The following is a 14644-nucleotide window of genomic DNA, read 5'->3' as shown; positions in this document are numbered from 1 at the left end:
GGATCATCGGAACGGGGCGGGCCGTGCCGGCTCGATGCGTGACGTCGCGCGCCCTCGATGCGCGGCTGGGGTTTGGCGATGGACATTTCGAGGCCGCGACCGGCGTCATCGAACGCTATGTCTGCGAGGCCGAATCGCAGGTCGACCTTGCTTGTGCCGCAGCCCGTCTGGCGCTTGCCGATGCCGAACTTGAGGCAGGCAGTGTCGATCTGGTCATCGGCGGTTGCGGCGTGCCTTACCAGCCGTTGCCGTCGACGGCGCCGCTGGTCATGCAGCGCCTCGGCCTTGCCGATGGGTCGGCGGCCGCTTTCGACGTCAACAGCACCTGCCTCGGCTTCCTCACAGCCTTCGAGACCGCGTCGCGCCTGATCGAGGCCGGGCAATGCCGGACGGCGCTGGTGTTCTCGTCTGAAATCGCCTCGCGCGCCCTGCCGTGGCAGGACCAGCCGGAAATTGCGGCCCTCTTCGGCGATGGCGCGGCGGCCGCCGTGCTGCAACAGGCCCCAAGCGAGGGTCGGGTCGCGGCCAACCTGATGCGCACCTACCCTTCCGCCTATGAGGCCTGCAGCATCGGCTCCGGTGGCACCCGGTTCGACTTTCATCGTGAGCCCGAGGAATTCGCCCGCCACAGCCTGTTCCACATGGAGGGTAAGGAACTGTTTCGCGTCACGTCACGCCATTTCAACGGCTTTGTAGCGGAGTTGCTCGATCGCGCCGGCTGGCGGCACGACGATGTCGACCTCGTCGTGCCGCATCAGGCAAGCCCTTTCGCGCTCGCCCACATGGCGCGCCAGACCGGCTTCGCCAGGGAAAAGCTCGTCGACATCGCGGCGCGCTACGGCAATCAGATCGCCGCTTCCATCCCCTTTGCGCTCGACGTCGCGCGCCGCGAACAACGCATTGTGCCCGGCGCCAAAGTGCTGTTCCTCGGCACCTCGGCCGGCGTGTCGTTCGGCGGCATGGCGCTGGAAGCATGACCGTGGGACGCGTCCTCGTCACCGGCGCCAGCGGCTTCCTCGGCGCGCATGTCATGGCGCGGCTGGCTGCACTGGGTACACCGGCGCTGGGTCTTGGCAGGGACGCCAAACGCTGCGCGGCGCTCGAAGCCGCTGGTCATCGGGTCGTTCGGCTCGATTTGTCTCAACCGTTCGATGCAGCTGCCGCGCGCGCTCTCTACGGAGTCGATGCGATCATCCACTGCGCGGCACTTTCCGCGCCCTTCGGCAGGTTGGCGGATTTCCAGACGGCAAATGTCACAGCTACCCGCAACCTCAGCGATTTCGCGCGCGGGCAAGGCGTGCGCCGCTTCGTCCATATCTCCAGCCCGACGGTCTGTTTCGCCTATCGCGACCAGCTCGGAGTTTCCGAGAATGCGGCCTTGCCCCCTCCGGTCAATCACTATGCCCGCACCAAGCGGCAGGCCGAGGAGATCGTGCTGGCGGCGCCTGAGATCAGCCCGGTGGTGCTGCGGCCGCGCGGCCTCTACGGTCCCGGCGATCGCACGCTGCTGCCGCGTCTGCTGCAGGTGGCACGGCAGCGCCCGCTGCCGCTGTTTCGCGACGGCAAGGCGCGCATCGATCTCACTTATATAGAGGATGTCGTCGATGCGGTGCTTGCCGCGCTGTCCGCCGGGAGCGCTGCCGAGGGACAGATATTCAACATCTCCGGCGGCGAAGTGGTGCCGGTCCGCCGCATTGCCGAGGCGGCCTGCGCCCGCGCCGGCGTGCAGCCGCGCTGGCGCAGAATGCCGCTCTGGCCCGCCATGCTGGCGGCCGGGATAGCGGAGGCGGTAGCGAATATATTGCCCGGCCGCCCGGAACCGCCGGTGACGCGCTACGGTCTTGGCCTGTTCGCCTATGCGCAGAGCCTCGATCTTTCCAAGGCCGGCCGCATCCTCGGCTGGGCGCCGAAAGTGTCGTTCGAGGAAGGGCTCGATCGCACATTCGGCAAGGCGATGGAAAGCAGGAGGGCAGCGTGAAGATCGTCTTCGCCAACAGCGCCTCTGTCAGCGCAGCCGAGCGCCTGATCCTGCGCGGCGGCAGCTGGGCGAAGGTCAGGCTACGTGTCCGCTACGGCCTGATCATGCATCCGCGAGCCGGCCCCGTCCTGATCGATACCGGCTACACGCCGCATGTGACACAAGGCAGTGGGCGCAGCACGGCGCTGCGTCTTTACAGTGCGATCCTCCGGCCCCAGCTCAACGAAGCCGAGCAGCCGCTCGCGGTACTGGCGCGCTTCGGCCTCTCGCCGCAGGACGTGCGCACCGTCATTGTCACGCATTTCCATGCCGACCACATGTCGGGCCTGTCGCTGTTTCCCAACGCTCGGCTTATCGCCAATGACACCGCCTGGGCGCGGGCGAAGGCCAAGACTTCCCGGCAGAATCTGCGCCATGGCGTCTTCAAGGAACTGTTCCCGTCTGACTTCGAGGCCCGACTCGACGGGCTGTCGTCGAAGCGGCAGGTCGAACCTCGCTGCGGCGTGCCAGGCGGCGCCGATCTGTTCGGCGACGGCAGCGTCGTCGCAGTCGATCTGCCCGGCCATGCCGATGGCCAGTGCGGCCTTTTGTTCCCCAATCTGGAGCGGCCGCTGCTCTACGCCGTCGATGCGCAATGGCTGATCAGAGCATTGGTGGAAAACCGAACTCCCGGTCTGCCTGCAACCCTGCTGGCCGAGGATGCCGCCGCGATCGAGCCGACCAGCGTAATGTTGCGTCGGTTTCTGGCGACCGGCGGCGAGGTTGTTCTTTGTCATGATCCGGCGGTGACGGCCTACGATGTGGCCGGAGAGAGCGCGTGAACGGGCCGGCCGAAGCGATCCGCTCGTTTGCGCTGACGCAATGGGTTTCGCGCAAAAGCCGCGAGAGTTTCGAGCGCTGGCAGGCGCAAGCCTTGCGCCGCTTTCTCGACCGCGACCTGCCGCGCGCGCCGTTCTACGGCAAGGCGCCGCGTCTTCTCGGCGACCTGCCGGTGACCGACAAGGCGACGGTGATGGGCAATTTCGAGCGCTTCAACATTCATGGCGTCTCGGCCGCCGAGGCCTGGAAGGCGCAGGCCGGCGATAGCCGCATTGGCGAGCTGACTGTCGGCTCCAGCACCGGCACGTCGGGCAATCGTGGCCTGTTCGTCATTTCCGAGGCGGAAAAATACCGCTGGCTGGGCACCATCCTGGCCAAAGCCGTGCCCGATCTGCTCTGGCGCCGGCAGCGCGTTGCGGTGATCCTGCCGCAAAACACCGGGCTCTACGATAGCGCGCGCAAATCGCGGCGTATCGACCTGCGCTTCTTCGATCTGACGCGCGGTCCGGAGAGCTGGCGCGGCGCTCTCGAAGATTTCGCGCCGACGGTGATCATCGCGCCGCCGAAGATGCTGCGGCACTTCGCGGCCGAGGGCTTTAGGCTCAAGCCGCAGCGTGTCTTCAGCGCCGCCGAAACGCTCGACCCGGTTGACCGGCCGGTCATCCAGGCATTCTTTGGTCGTCAGCTCGACCAGATCTACATGGCGACGGAAGGGCTGTTCGCCGTCACCTGCCGCCAGGGCGGGCTGCATCTGGCCGAGGATTCGGTGTTCTTCGAGTTCGAACCGGCCGGCGACGGCCTGGTCATGCCGCTGATCACCGCCTTTCGCCGCCGGACCCAGATCATGGCGCGCTACCGGATGAACGACTTGCTGCGGCTGTCCGAAAAGCCATGCCGCTGCGGCTCGCCGCTGCGCACGCTGAACGAGATCGTCGGCCGCATGGACGACGCTTTCCGGCTCGCCTCGCCGCACGGGCAGCTCCTCGTCACGCCCGACATACTACGCAATGCGGTGCTCAAGGCCGACCGGCGCATCGACGATTTCCGCCTGGTCCAGACCGCTGAAGATGCAATCGAACTCAGCCTGGCCCCCGGGCTTGCCGACGAAGCCGCCACCGCCGCCCATCAGTCCGTGCGCAATTTGCTGGCGGCGCGCCAGGCGACAGCTTCGGTCAGCCTTGTTCGCAGGGACCTGCCGTTGGAGACCGGCCGCAAACTGCGTCGGGTCGAATGCCACCTGGGAGCGGCATCATGAACCGGCTCGCTATGTTGCCACTCGATCAGACGAACCGGGTAGAAAACAACCCGCGTGAGGTCGAAGCCTTCGTTCAGCTTTTCAACGAGGTGCCGGTGCGCGACCTCGTGCGTAATCTGACAGTGGCTGTCGAAACCTTCGAGATCGCCGGCCGCTCCTTTCCGCTGACGCTGAACGACAGAAGCGAAGCGCCGAACTGCTACATCTGCTGCCCGTCCAGCGCCTATATCGACTATGCCATCGACGAGACCCGCAATTTCGTCTCCTCGCCCTTGCTGCAAAAAACGATGCGGATGCTGATCGGCCTGTGCGCGCCGCTGGTCAGGATGAGCGGCCTTGACCATCAGGTTCAGGTCAACAACTGGCTCTATTCGACCAATCCGGTGCCGCTGCTCGATCGCAACGCGGTCGCGGCGATGCGCGACGATCTCACCGCGCGTTTTCCCGATCGCGCTGTTCTCATCCGCTCCCTGAACGAGATCGCCGATCCCTCGACAATCGCAGCGCTGAAGGCGGAGGGTTTTCGAATGCTGGCGGCGCGGCAGATCTACATCTTCGCAGGCGACGGTTCGGCCATGACCAACGACATGAAGCGCGACCGCAAGCGGCTGCCCACGACGCCTTTCGAGCAGGTCGGCAATGGCGACTTCACCGAGGCCGACTATGCGCGCGCCGAAGCGCTCTACCGGATGCTCTATCTCGACAAATACACGCCGCTCAACCCGCACTACACGGCCCGCTATATCGGCGAGACGCACCGTCGCGGCATCCTGCAACTGGCAGGCCTGCGTCGTCCCGGCGGTGAACTGGTCGCCGTCGCCGCTTTGTCTCAGAACGGCAGGACACTGACGCAGCCCATCGTCGGCTACGACACCGGCCTCCCGGTGAGCGAAGGCCTTTACCGCATGATGATGGCGCTGGCGCAGGATCATGCGATGGCGCACAGCCTGTTCTTCAACATGAGCGCCGGTGCCGCCGCCTTCAAACGCTTGCGCGGCGCCGTGGCGACGGTGGAATACAACGCCGTCTATGCTGCCCATCTGCCGCGCCGCCAACGCATGGCGGTGCGGATCATGGAATTTGTGCTCGCGAAGATTGGCATTCCCCTGCTCAGGAGATTTGAACTTTGAGCGACACCCGGCAGCAGAAAGACAAAGACTATTGGCAGGCGGTGATGCGGTCTGCCGACATCAAAGCCAAGCCGAAGCGCATCCTGTTCGACGGCGCGCCACTGGTGCTGTTCCGCTCGGCGAAAGGCATTGCCGCCCTCTTCGACCGCTGCGCTCACCGCCTGGTCGAACTCTCGACCGGCAAGGTCGTCGGTGGCGAGATCGAATGTCCCTATCATGGCTGGCGCTACAATGGGGAAGGGCGCTGCACCGCCATTCCCGGCCATGTCGGCGACGTCCCGCATTACCGTATCCGCCGCTACAGCGCGATCGAGCGCGACGGCGTCGTCTTCGTCTCGGCAGGCACGCCTGAGGGCGAGCCCTATCTCCATTGCATGCAAGGCAAGGATGTCGTCGTGAAGCGGGTGCGAAGCTCGGCGCGATCGACGGTGCTCGACGCCGCCGAGAACATTCTCGACGCCACTCACACCCACTTCACCCACAAGGGTGTGCTGCGCGGCCTGACCGCAAAGCGCCATCTCGTGCGCGTCGAGGTGACCGGCGGCAAGGGCTGGGTCGAAAGCTGCTACACCGGCGAGGACCGCCAACAGGGGCTGGTCAGCCGGCTGCTGGAAGGCGAGCGCGCCAGGACCATCGGCCGCTACCGACATCCCGGCATCGTCGAACTCGAATATTGGGGCAAGGGCGGCTTGGCGCTGGCGACCACTTTCCATTTGCGTCAGGCGGACGAACGGACCGTCGAAGGCGTCGGCTGGCTGATCGGCCCGCGACAGGGCCTGTTCGGCGAACTCAAGGCGCTTGCTTTCCGGCCGCTCTTTGCCTTTGCCCTGCAGCAGGATCGCCGTGTGCTGAAATCGGCCAGCGACAACGCCCGTATATCGCCGCAGGTTCAGCCGGCGATCGGCCCGCTGGATTTCCTGCGCCGCGACATAGCGGCGATCATCGACGGCAAGATGCCACCGGCGGCGGCAGAGCCGCGGGTGCACCAAATCGAGCTGTAATCTAAAGTTCACGGCACTTGATTCCAGTTCTGCTGTAAATTATAGTTCACGGATGATCGAAGTTCGATCCACTGACGAATTCCGAAAATGGCTCAGAGGGCTCACGGACATTCGCGCCGTAAAGAAGATCACCCAACGGATTGTCCGCGTTCAGGCTGGGCTGGCGGGAGACGCCAAGTTCTTCGATGGCATAGGAGAATTGCGCGTAGATTACGGTCCGGGATACCGCGTGTACTTCGTCCGGCGCGGCAACACGGTCATTATCCTGCTCTGCGGCGGTGACAAAGGCTCGCAGGACAGGGACATCGGAAAAGCCAGGAAAATGGCAAAGGAAGTTTGATATGACCCTCAGAACCACACCATTCGACGCCGCCGAATATCTTGATGATGCTGAGTCTCAAGCCGAACTGCTCGCTGATGCGTTCGAGACCGGGGACGCGACTTATATTGCGCACGCCCTCGGCATTGTCGCGCGCGCCCGCGGCATGACAAGCATAGCGAAGGACGCCGGCGTGACCCGAGAGGCACTCTACAAGGCGCTGAGCGAAAAGGGCGATCCGCGCCTCAGTACATTGCTGGGCGTAACCAAGGCGCTTGGCCTGCAATTGTCCGCAAAGCCAGTTAATCCCGTTTAGGCAACCTTAGCAGGACTTACGCACTCAGCTGAAAACGGGAAGTTCCGCTTCAACTCGACTAGTCCTGCTCCGGCCCATTCCACTCGATATCGCGCGTCGACGCAGCCTGAAGGCTGATGCGCTGGCGCAGTGCTGTGCCGGCGATCTCGGCCAGCGTGCGCCACTGCGCCCGCTTCGGCGCGGGGTCGCCCGGCCAGTCGAGCAGCTCATCGGCATCGTGCATCGCCTGGCGAAAGCTGCCGAGACCACCGGAGCGCAGTGCCGCCGGCATCCCGTAGATCCACATCGCAAGCCTCACCGTCTGCGGCGCCGTCACGTCGGGCTTCACCTCGGCGCCATCCTCCAGGACCGCGTCGGCGAAGCGCCGCGGATCGCGAAAGAAGTGCAGGCCGCTCACGGCGCGCGGATTGCACTCCAGTGGCAGCACCGTGCCGTTATTCTCGCGCATCAGGTCGAAGGAGATCTGGCCGGTCCAGCCGGCGCCGGCGACGAAGGTTTCGACGAAGCGCCGGGCAGCCGCATCCCCGACTGGCTCGAAACAGATGCCGGCGCCCATGCCGGCGCGATAGAGCGAACTGTAGAGCGCCAGCGCTTTGAGTTCACCCTCGACCGCCACCGCATAGGCGCTGATCTCTTCACCGGCGATGTAGCGCTGCGCCACCCAAGGAGCGGCGGGCGAGGGGCGGACGGCGTCGAGTTCGTCCGGCGATGGCCGCAGCAGTACGTCACGGGCAAAACGTGACCACACAGGTTTGAACACCAATTCGCGCGATTGGCCACGAACGCCGTCGAGATCGGCCTCGCTTTGCAGCAGTATCGTTTCCGGCACGTCGAGCCCAAGGCTCTGCGCCAGCCGGATGAAGGCATGCTTGTCGTGAACGCGGGCGAGCATCGCCATCTCGGGTGCGAAGAGGCGGGCCGGCATGGCGCGGTGCTGCCAGAGACGACCGAGATAAAAGACTTCCTCGCAGGTCGGGATAACGAGTTCGATGCCTTCCGCGCGGACAAGCGCTTCCACCGCCTTGGCATAGGCGTCGGCGGCAAAGCGCGGCGGCGGCAGGCGATGGTAGGCGGCGCAGGCCGTGCTCGCTGCGGCGATCGGCCGGGCCGGGCTGTCGGCCAGGATCACCCGGCAACCGGCGCCATGCAGCAGCCGCGCCAGGTGCAGCGCCACCGGCGCGCGGGCACCGGTGATCAGCACGGTGCTATTGGGCATGAGCCACCGGCATCGGTTGGAAAAGACGAGTCAATGCTTCTGCGGAAGGCTTCATTCGCCATAAGTGCCACATGGCTTGCGTGCCGCCAACGGACTCCACAAAGGTGGCTCCGCTGCGTCAGCCATCGCTTTTTGGCCTTCAGGGCGTTATTGGCAATCTGTCGAACACCCGGATCTCCTCAATGCGCTTTCTGTTTGTCCTGATACTGCTTGCCGGCGCCGCCATTGGCTTCGTGTATCCCTGGGCCATGAGCAATTTCTCCGGCCACGAGATCGGCACATGGCGCGTCTACGACCAGGGACGGTTTAGGCCTGTGACGGTGACGCTGAAAGCTGGCGACGCGCCGGTCAGAGTGCTGGTCGACCTGACGGCAAAGGCCGAGCGCATTGTCTCGCAGCAGCGCACCGTGCTGACGCTGACTGCCGCCACAGCCGGGCGCACGGTGCTTGCCTCGACGCTGCAATTCAACCACGCCGACAATCCGCGCCAGGTCAGCCCGCAACTGCCCGACAAGATCTTTCGCGACGAGGCCGGCGTGATCGAAACCGTCAGTCCCGGCGCCTATCTCTTCACCGCCGGCCCGGGCGACGCCGACGATATCCCGATACGCGCAGTGGATCTGATACTGCGCTCCGGCGCCGGTGAGATCGATCAACGCGCACGGCCGGTTGGCTATGGGCTGATCGCCGTCGGCCTGATCGGCTTCCTGCTTACTCTGGCTTTCGGCGGTCGCCGGCCGGAGAACCCGAACTCGAAGCCGCCACCGCCGCGTTGGGGCAGAGGCTCCTCGACATGAGCGCGGCATGAACTACCGTCACGCCTATCACGCCGGCAATTTCGCCGACGTCGTCAAGCATGTCGTGCTCAGCCTTCTGCTCGACTATCTGAAGCAGAAGGACAAGGCGTTCCGTGTCGTCGACACTCATGCCGGCCTTGGCCGCTACGATCTTTCGTCGGCGGAAGCGCAAAAGACCGGCGAATGGCAAGGCGGCATCGGCCGCCTCATCGACGCCCCGATCGAAAAATCGGCGGCTGCGCTGCTTGCCCCCTATCTTGAAGCGGTGCGTTCGCTCAATCCCGATGGCGGGGTGAAGAAATATCCGGGCTCGCCATTGATCGCCAGGCACCTCATGCGAAAGCAGGACCGGTTGTCGGCGATCGAACTGCACGGCGCAGATGTCGCCAGGCTGAAGACGCTGTTTGCCGGCGATTTCCAGACAAGGGTGATCGAACTCGACGGCTGGCTGGCGCTTGGCGCGCATCTGCCGCCAAAGGAAAAGCGCGGCCTGGTGCTGATCGATCCGCCGTTCGAGGAAGCCGGCGAATTCGACCGCCTGGTCGACGGCATGCAGAAAGCGCACAGGCGCTGGCCGGGTGGCATCTACGCGCTGTGGTATCCGATCAAGGATCGCAAAGCGATCATCGCCTTCCGCAAGGCGCTCAAGCAATCCGGCGTCCCAAAGTTGCTCGACATCGAGTTCGAGATCCGGCCGGCATCGCGTGAACCAAGCCTCGACGGCAGCGGCATGGTGGTGGTCAACCCGCCCTTCACGCTGGAGCGCGAACTGCGCATCGTGCTGCCGGTCCTGCACAGATTGCTGGCGGTCGAAAAGCCGGCGCACTGGTCGCTGGAATGGCTGGCCGGGGAGTAGCGACGCTTCGCAGCGGGCGACGCCCGCGGCAAAGACACAAAGTCGCTAGAGGTTTTGACGGTGGCGCCATCCGCGAATGCTCAGCTGTGTTCAACGAACCGAAACCATGGAGATGCACATCTAATCGGCTCGGCGTTGACGCTAATCCCAAAATCAGATAGATAGACATCTAATTATTAGATTTCGAATCGAATGCCAAGATCGACAGAAGAGGAACTGGTCAACGCGATCGGCTTCGCGATGTCGCGCTGGCAGGATGCCGTCGAAACGTTCGATGGGACCGTCGCCGAAATCTATGTGCTGAGCGCTGCCGGGCGCCGCTGTCTCGGCGCGATCAGTCACGGCCCGCGGCCGGCAAACGTCGTAGCGAGGGAGACAAATCTCACGCCGGCGGCGGTCACGACGTTGATTGACCGGCTGGAAAAGCGCGGCTTCGTCAGCCGCCAGCCGGATCCCGATGACAGGCGCAAGGTCATGGCAGCGGCGGGCAAGAAGACCGAGGAACTCGTCCGGCGCTGCTACCATCCGATCTTCGAGGCAGGCGCCGCATTGCTGGAGAAATACACGGTGGCCGAGATGCAGTTTTTGCTCGGCTTCATCGAAGAGGTCGAAGCGATGCAGAAGGCGTAGACCGAGAGGCTGCGCGGCAAAGCAAAACCGGTGCGTTGAGAGAAGGCATCGGAGGATGGTCCGGCGCAACGCCGGTCCGGTTTCAACTGTGTACTGTCAAGGAGACCCTATGCCCCGTATGATCTTCGTCAACTTGCCCGTCGCCGACCTCGCTGCGTCGATGGCCTTCTACAAAGCTCTCGGTTTCGACAACAACCCGCACTTCACCGACGACACCGCAGCCTGCATGGTGCTGAGCGAAACGATCAACGTCATGCTGCTCACCCATGCCAAATGGCGTCAGTTCACCGATCGCCCCATCCCACCGGCCACCTCGAGCGAGGTCATGCTGGCCGTGTCCTGCGACAGCCGCGCGGCGGTCGATGCGATGAATGAGGCGGCGGCTAAAAATGGCGGCGCCGCCGACATCAACGCCCAACAGGATTGTGGCTTCATGTACAATCGCAGCCTGGCAAGGCTGAACCGGGTTTCGGCGGCCCGCCGGCCATGGGCAGGCCGCTTTTCCTAATGGGCAAGGCGAGCTTTTTCGAAGGTCAGGACGTGGTTTCGCAGCTTCGCACCGGCAAAACCGGTTGCGGAGCGGGAAACCATCGTCAGGGCGACCGCTTGACCGCGCGCCGCCGAATCCGCAAAGTGGGCGCAGTCGACCTTTGAGAGGCTGCCATGACTCGCTTTGCCAAATCCGCTGTTGCTGCCCTGATTTCGCTTTGCACGCCGCTGGCCGCACCCTTTGGCCAGCCAGCGCAGGCCGCCGATCTTTCCGTCTATTCCGACGAGGACAGCGGCGTTTGCGGCGAGGCCTGGGTGCTAAGCAAAATCTCCAGCCGCTTCTCCTACCAGGTGCATCACGTGCCGCATCTGCCGGATGTTTCGATCACCGATTTCCAACGCATCCACCAGCATCGCTATCTCCCGGCCAGCGAAGAATGGCCGATCGGCCGCCGCTATTGCGGCGCCACCGTCAGCCTTTCCGACGGCCGCGCCCGCACCATCTGGTACTTGATCGAGGAAGGCCAGGGTTTTGCCTCGATCGGCGACAATGTCGAATTCTGCGTCTCGGGCTTCGACCGCTGGATGGTCTACAACGGCCGCTGCCGCGTCCTGCGCTAAGGTCGGATAAGAACCGCCGTTGCACCTGCCATCTCCTGCAAGGGGGAGATCTGATGTCGCTCCGGTTTCGCCAATCTCCGAACTGCTGCCGCTGCCTCACATCGCCTTCCCACCAGATACGTAAGCGCAGATCAGCTCGACCAACTGCTTCTGCAGTTCCGGCGCGTCGAGCATGTCTCGCCGCGCGGCATTGTGGATGACGCCCTCGACCGCTGAGGACAGCACCCGGGCCACGGTCTCATTGTCCTTTCTGCGCCTGCGATATTGCGCCACCGCCGCCGTGTAGTGATCGAGATAGCGCGATTGGAACGAGGCATGGGCGGCGCGTGAGCCGCGATCGCCCGGCGCCTCGTCGAGCAGCACCTGATGCAGCGTCGGATGGATGCTGTGCGCATCGATCATGCCGCGCACCAGCTCCTGCGCGAATCGCTTGAGCGGCTTGTCGCCTTCTGCTGATTCGGCGATCACCGACAGCACCTGATCGAAATGTCGCCGGCGAATTGCTTCGACCAGCGACAGCTTGTCGGGAAAATATTGATAGAGCGAGCCGATGCTGACGCCGGCCGCATCGGCCACCTTGTTGGTGGTGAAGCCGGCCCAGCCGAGCGCGCTCAGAACATGAGCACCGGCTTCGATGAGCGCCTCGACCGTCGCTCTCGAACGCGCCTGGCGCGGCTGCTTGCGCATGCGTGAGCGCGGCTTTGCAATGCGAGTAGACATGTCTGCTCCAGCAGCCAAGAATATAGATAACATACTCACATTTTTTGGAAAGGATACAGACCATGGACGCGCTGGATTTGCTCCGCAGCCTCTACGTTTATCAAACCTGGGCGAATGGTGAATTGCTGGAGAAGCTTGCGGGCCTCGACCAGCAGGAGCATGTCGATCAGCGTCACACAGCGACCCGTCTCATCAACCACAACCTCGTCGTATCGAAGATATTCGCCGCGCATCTTTCCGGCACGCGTCATGGCTATGCGTCCGACAACACCGAGGACACACCGGCACTCGATTAATTGAGCGCTGATGTCGCTGCGATGGATCGTTGGTATCTCGACTATATCGAAGCCGTCTCGCCAAAGCTCATGTCAGAGCCTGTGCCTTTCACCTTCACCGACGGCGACAGGGCGATGATGTCACGCCAGGAAATGCTGACACATATCGTCACGCATGGCGGCTATCACCGCGGCGAGATCGGGCGGATCCTGATGCGGATCGGCATTGCGCCGCCGTGGGATACGTTTGCCGTCCACCTCCACCACGCCGAGCCTTGCGCCGGCTGCAGGTGCGCGAGCGGGTTGGCGCTTAGGGGCCTGCACCCCTTGGCTTCCAAGGGATCGCGGCTTCCCGGGAGGAGGATTTCCCGATCTTTCGTTTCCCATTTCCGTTTGGCATCTCTTGCGCCGAAGCTGGCGATCTCCCTTCTCGTCGGGGAGACGTCCGACACAACAGGCTGTCCCTTCAAGTGCTGTCTTTCCTGGATTCCGTCCACCCACTCGCAATATACGAGTAAAAAGCTCGCGTTCAATTTAGTGCTGTTCCTGCGACCGCTGGGATGAAGCAAGATCAGCCTCTGCGGTGCGATGATTGTTGCCATCCGATAGGTCGCCGATGACCGCGTGAGATCGACGGCGTTGCAAGAGAATGTGAGCTTGACGAGAAGATCGTGTGAGTCTCGATATCAGAGATTTCTCTCGCAACAGTTCGCTGCGAAGCGGGAAGATTCTTTGCCGATTTCTGTGCCGATCATTGCGATAATGCTCTCAGCGTAACCGAAACTTAATTTGCGAAATTCTATGTAATGCTTCGCTGGCTAGATACGCACGAGTCAGATATGCATTAGCTCGCCGGGTCACTCACGGCCATCGGCACAAACGCAAGGGGCATCGCATGGCAAAGACCACGACGAAGGCGCCGGCGGCGAAAGCGCCGGCAAAGAAAGCGGCACCGAAAGCTGCCGCGAAACCTGCAGCAGTAAAGAAGGCAGCACCGAAGGCAGCGGCAAAGCCGGCTGCCAAGGCAGCGGCAAAGCCGGCAGCTAAGGCAGTAGCAAAACCCGCCGCCAAGGCAGCAGCGAAACCCGCCGCCAAGAAGCCGGCCGCCAAGGCTGTGGCGAAGCCTGCTGCGAAGGCAGCAGCCAAGCCCGCCGCCAAGAAGCCGGCAGCCAAGGCAGCGGCAAAACCCGCCGCCAAGGCTCCGATGAAGGCCGCCGCCGCCAAGTCGACGGCCGCTGTGAAGAAGGCTGCACCGGCCAAAAAGCCAGCCGCCAAGAAGAAGTAACAGCGGTCCATCTCAAAGCTCCCGGGAACTTTGCCGACTGGCAGATTCCCGGGAGCTTTTTTGTTGTGATTTAGGTCTTGTTTTGATGCATGTCGTTCTCTCGAAATTGGCGCCACTTCTGTGAGACATGCATGGCGATTTCATTGTCGGCGGATTGGCCGCCTGGTTTTGCCCTTCTGGCAGTTGCTCCCTCAGGGAAGATCGGCCAACACTAAGGCGGTCGCATTCGATGGGGTTCAGGCGACACGCTCTAGACCTTTGTTTTACGCGCGTCGTTCTCAAGACCGGAATCGCATTTTTGAGCGACATGCACTGGCCGTCCGAAAACAGGGAACCGATCATGCCGAAGCTGCTCTACGCGTCCTCATCCCCCTACAGTTCCAAGGTGCGCATGGCAGCACTCCATGCCGGCATTGCCGTCGAGCTGGTGCCGGTCAAGACCGAGGACAAGCCTGCTGAACTGATGTCAGCCAATCCTCTCGGCAAGATTCCGGTGCTGGTGCTCGACGACGGCCGCTCGATCCACGACAGCCGCGCGATCACCCAGCATCTCAACCGCGCTTCGAAGAGCCTGTTGTTGCCGCGCAATGCCGACAAGCGCCTCGAGGCCGAAGTGCTGGAGGCGCTGGCCGACGGCATATGCGACTGCGCGCTGTCGATGGTCTATGAGCGGCGCACGCGTCCGGAGGAGATGGTCTATCAACCCTGGCTCGATCGCCAGTGGACCAAGATCACCGCCGCACTCGATTTCCTCAACGCCAATCCGCCGAAGCTGCCGAAGAAGATCACGCTTGGCCAACTGGCGTTGCGTGCCTGCCTCGGCTACCTCTCTCTGCGCTTCGCCGGCAAATGGGAAAAGGGCCGCGGCCGCCTGACCCGCTGGGCAGCGCGTTTCGATGAGAAGTTTCCGGGGCTGAAGGTGGCTGTGCCGGCCTGA

At 63.4% G+C, this 14644-nt stretch carries 19 protein-coding genes; 17 read left to right on the top strand and 2 right to left on the bottom strand.

Translation table 11 applies throughout. The features are described from left to right. Positions 1–38: 38 nt before the first annotated feature. From NKJ88_RS06655 to NKJ88_RS06620, 8 genes are read left to right on the top strand one after another with little or no spacing between them, the layout of a single operon-like run. Positions 39–977 carry a 3-oxoacyl-ACP synthase III family protein gene (locus NKJ88_RS06655; protein ID WP_245271483.1) on the top strand — a complete coding sequence of 313 codons (939 nt, stop codon included), beginning with the start codon at positions 39–41 and terminating at the stop codon, positions 975–977. Beyond that, positions 974–1978: an NAD-dependent epimerase/dehydratase family protein gene (locus tag NKJ88_RS06650; protein WP_031239295.1), complete on the top strand. Its 1005-nt coding sequence runs from the start codon at positions 974–976 to the stop codon at positions 1976–1978. The genes NKJ88_RS06655 and NKJ88_RS06650 overlap by 4 nt, the downstream gene beginning before the upstream one ends. Further along, a complete protein-coding gene (locus tag NKJ88_RS06645; RefSeq protein ID WP_352443812.1) occupies positions 1975–2799 on the top strand; it encodes an MBL fold metallo-hydrolase in 825 nt (274 codons plus the stop codon). Before NKJ88_RS06650 ends, NKJ88_RS06645 begins: the two co-directional genes overlap by 4 nt. Beyond that, on the top strand, positions 2796–4052 hold the full coding sequence (locus NKJ88_RS06640; RefSeq protein WP_023731127.1) for a F390 synthetase-related protein: 1257 nt from the start codon (positions 2796–2798) through the stop codon (positions 4050–4052). Before NKJ88_RS06645 ends, NKJ88_RS06640 begins: the two co-directional genes overlap by 4 nt. Next, complete coding sequence (locus tag NKJ88_RS06635; protein ID WP_352443811.1) at positions 4049–5182, top strand: GNAT family N-acetyltransferase; 1134 nt, start codon at positions 4049–4051, stop codon at positions 5180–5182. The genes NKJ88_RS06640 and NKJ88_RS06635 overlap by 4 nt, the downstream gene beginning before the upstream one ends. Then, positions 5179–6183, top strand: coding sequence for a Rieske 2Fe-2S domain-containing protein (locus NKJ88_RS06630; protein WP_023731126.1), 1005 nt, complete (start codon positions 5179–5181; stop codon positions 6181–6183). Before NKJ88_RS06635 ends, NKJ88_RS06630 begins: the two co-directional genes overlap by 4 nt. Positions 6184–6235: 52 nt before the next feature. Next, positions 6236–6523, top strand: coding sequence for a type II toxin-antitoxin system RelE/ParE family toxin (locus NKJ88_RS06625; protein WP_023727340.1), 288 nt, complete (start codon positions 6236–6238; stop codon positions 6521–6523). A 1-nt stretch (position 6524) separates the two neighbouring features. Further along, entirely contained in the window at positions 6525–6818 is a 294-nt protein-coding gene (locus tag NKJ88_RS06620) for an addiction module antidote protein (RefSeq protein WP_023672747.1), read from the top strand. A gap of 58 nt (positions 6819–6876) precedes the next feature. Here the strand turns inward: NKJ88_RS06620 and NKJ88_RS06615 are convergent, their stop codons facing one another. Continuing rightward, positions 6877–8034, bottom strand: coding sequence for an ATP-grasp domain-containing protein (locus tag NKJ88_RS06615; RefSeq protein WP_352443810.1), 1158 nt, complete (start codon positions 8032–8034; stop codon positions 6877–6879). Between the two features lie 182 nt (positions 8035–8216). Between NKJ88_RS06615 and NKJ88_RS06610 the strand changes: the two genes are divergently transcribed. From NKJ88_RS06610 to NKJ88_RS06590, 5 genes are all read left to right on the top strand, one after another. Beyond that, entirely contained in the window at positions 8217–8831 is a 615-nt protein-coding gene (locus NKJ88_RS06610) for a hypothetical protein (protein ID WP_023731124.1), read from the top strand. 7 nt (positions 8832–8838) lie between these two features. After that, positions 8839–9687, top strand: coding sequence for a 23S rRNA (adenine(2030)-N(6))-methyltransferase RlmJ (locus NKJ88_RS06605; RefSeq protein WP_023731123.1), 849 nt, complete (start codon positions 8839–8841; stop codon positions 9685–9687). Positions 9688–9879: 192 nt separating this feature from the next. After that, a complete protein-coding gene (locus NKJ88_RS06600) occupies positions 9880–10317 on the top strand; it encodes a MarR family winged helix-turn-helix transcriptional regulator (protein ID WP_023731122.1) in 438 nt (145 codons plus the stop codon). A 109-nt stretch (positions 10318–10426) separates the two neighbouring features. Further along, complete coding sequence (locus tag NKJ88_RS06595) at positions 10427–10825, top strand: VOC family protein (protein WP_352443809.1); 399 nt, start codon at positions 10427–10429, stop codon at positions 10823–10825. Positions 10826–10980: 155 nt separating this feature from the next. Next, positions 10981–11427 carry a hypothetical protein gene (locus NKJ88_RS06590; RefSeq protein ID WP_023711921.1) on the top strand — a complete coding sequence of 149 codons (447 nt, stop codon included), beginning with the start codon at positions 10981–10983 and terminating at the stop codon, positions 11425–11427. A gap of 96 nt (positions 11428–11523) precedes the next feature. On the opposite strand, the gene NKJ88_RS06585 is transcribed toward NKJ88_RS06590, so the two are convergent. Next, the gene (locus NKJ88_RS06585; RefSeq protein ID WP_031193538.1) at positions 11524–12147 is read right to left on the bottom strand and encodes a TetR family transcriptional regulator; all 624 of its coding nucleotides are present in this window, start codon (positions 12145–12147) and stop codon (positions 11524–11526) included. Positions 12148–12209: 62 nt separating this feature from the next. Here NKJ88_RS06585 and NKJ88_RS06580 point away from each other — a divergent pair, with 62 nt between their 5' ends. The 4 genes from NKJ88_RS06580 to NKJ88_RS06565 all read left to right on the top strand — a co-directional run bounded on the left by NKJ88_RS06580 (position 12210) and on the right by NKJ88_RS06565 (position 14644). Continuing rightward, positions 12210–12443, top strand: a complete 234-nt coding sequence (locus NKJ88_RS06580; protein WP_348528141.1) for a hypothetical protein — start codon at positions 12210–12212, stop codon at positions 12441–12443. Then, on the top strand, positions 12444–12986 hold the full coding sequence (locus NKJ88_RS06575; protein WP_348528140.1) for a DinB family protein: 543 nt from the start codon (positions 12444–12446) through the stop codon (positions 12984–12986). 331 nt (positions 12987–13317) lie between these two features. Next, positions 13318–13707, top strand: a complete 390-nt coding sequence (locus NKJ88_RS06570) for a hypothetical protein (protein ID WP_023673454.1) — start codon at positions 13318–13320, stop codon at positions 13705–13707. A gap of 340 nt (positions 13708–14047) precedes the next feature. Continuing rightward, positions 14048–14644: a glutathione S-transferase family protein gene (locus NKJ88_RS06565; protein ID WP_023689091.1), complete on the top strand. Its 597-nt coding sequence runs from the start codon at positions 14048–14050 to the stop codon at positions 14642–14644.

The organism is Mesorhizobium sp. M0016 (genome assembly GCF_040324035.1).
Lineage (GTDB): Bacteria > Pseudomonadota > Alphaproteobacteria > Rhizobiales > Rhizobiaceae > Mesorhizobium.
Note: the sequence above shows the minus strand (reverse complement) of the source record. Positions and strands in the feature narration are given on the sequence as shown.

Excerpts from the sequence above, each read along its gene's own strand:
- NKJ88_RS06620 (WP_023672747.1), top strand. The coding sequence starts at position 6,525 with ATGACCCTCAGAACCACACCATTCGACGCCGCCGAATATCTTGATGAT.
- NKJ88_RS06605 (WP_023731123.1), top strand. The coding sequence starts at position 8,839 with ATGAACTACCGTCACGCCTATCACGCCGGCAATTTCGCCGACGTCGTC.
- NKJ88_RS06600 (WP_023731122.1), top strand. The coding sequence starts at position 9,880 with ATGCCAAGATCGACAGAAGAGGAACTGGTCAACGCGATCGGCTTCGCG.
- NKJ88_RS06585 (WP_031193538.1), bottom strand. The coding sequence starts at position 12,147 with ATGTCTACTCGCATTGCAAAGCCGCGCTCACGCATGCGCAAGCAGCCG.
- NKJ88_RS06635 (WP_352443811.1), top strand. The coding sequence starts at position 4,049 with ATGAACCGGCTCGCTATGTTGCCACTCGATCAGACGAACCGGGTAGAA.
- NKJ88_RS06625 (WP_023727340.1), top strand. The coding sequence starts at position 6,236 with ATGATCGAAGTTCGATCCACTGACGAATTCCGAAAATGGCTCAGAGGG.
- NKJ88_RS06595 (WP_352443809.1), top strand. The coding sequence starts at position 10,427 with ATGCCCCGTATGATCTTCGTCAACTTGCCCGTCGCCGACCTCGCTGCG.
- NKJ88_RS06650 (WP_031239295.1), top strand. The coding sequence starts at position 974 with ATGACCGTGGGACGCGTCCTCGTCACCGGCGCCAGCGGCTTCCTCGGC.
- NKJ88_RS06615 (WP_352443810.1), bottom strand. The coding sequence starts at position 8,034 with ATGCCCAATAGCACCGTGCTGATCACCGGTGCCCGCGCGCCGGTGGCG.
- NKJ88_RS06570 (WP_023673454.1), top strand. The coding sequence starts at position 13,318 with ATGGCAAAGACCACGACGAAGGCGCCGGCGGCGAAAGCGCCGGCAAAG.
- NKJ88_RS06565 (WP_023689091.1), top strand. The coding sequence starts at position 14,048 with ATGCCGAAGCTGCTCTACGCGTCCTCATCCCCCTACAGTTCCAAGGTG.
- NKJ88_RS06590 (WP_023711921.1), top strand. The coding sequence starts at position 10,981 with ATGACTCGCTTTGCCAAATCCGCTGTTGCTGCCCTGATTTCGCTTTGC.
- NKJ88_RS06580 (WP_348528141.1), top strand. The coding sequence starts at position 12,210 with ATGGACGCGCTGGATTTGCTCCGCAGCCTCTACGTTTATCAAACCTGG.
- NKJ88_RS06610 (WP_023731124.1), top strand. The coding sequence starts at position 8,217 with ATGCGCTTTCTGTTTGTCCTGATACTGCTTGCCGGCGCCGCCATTGGC.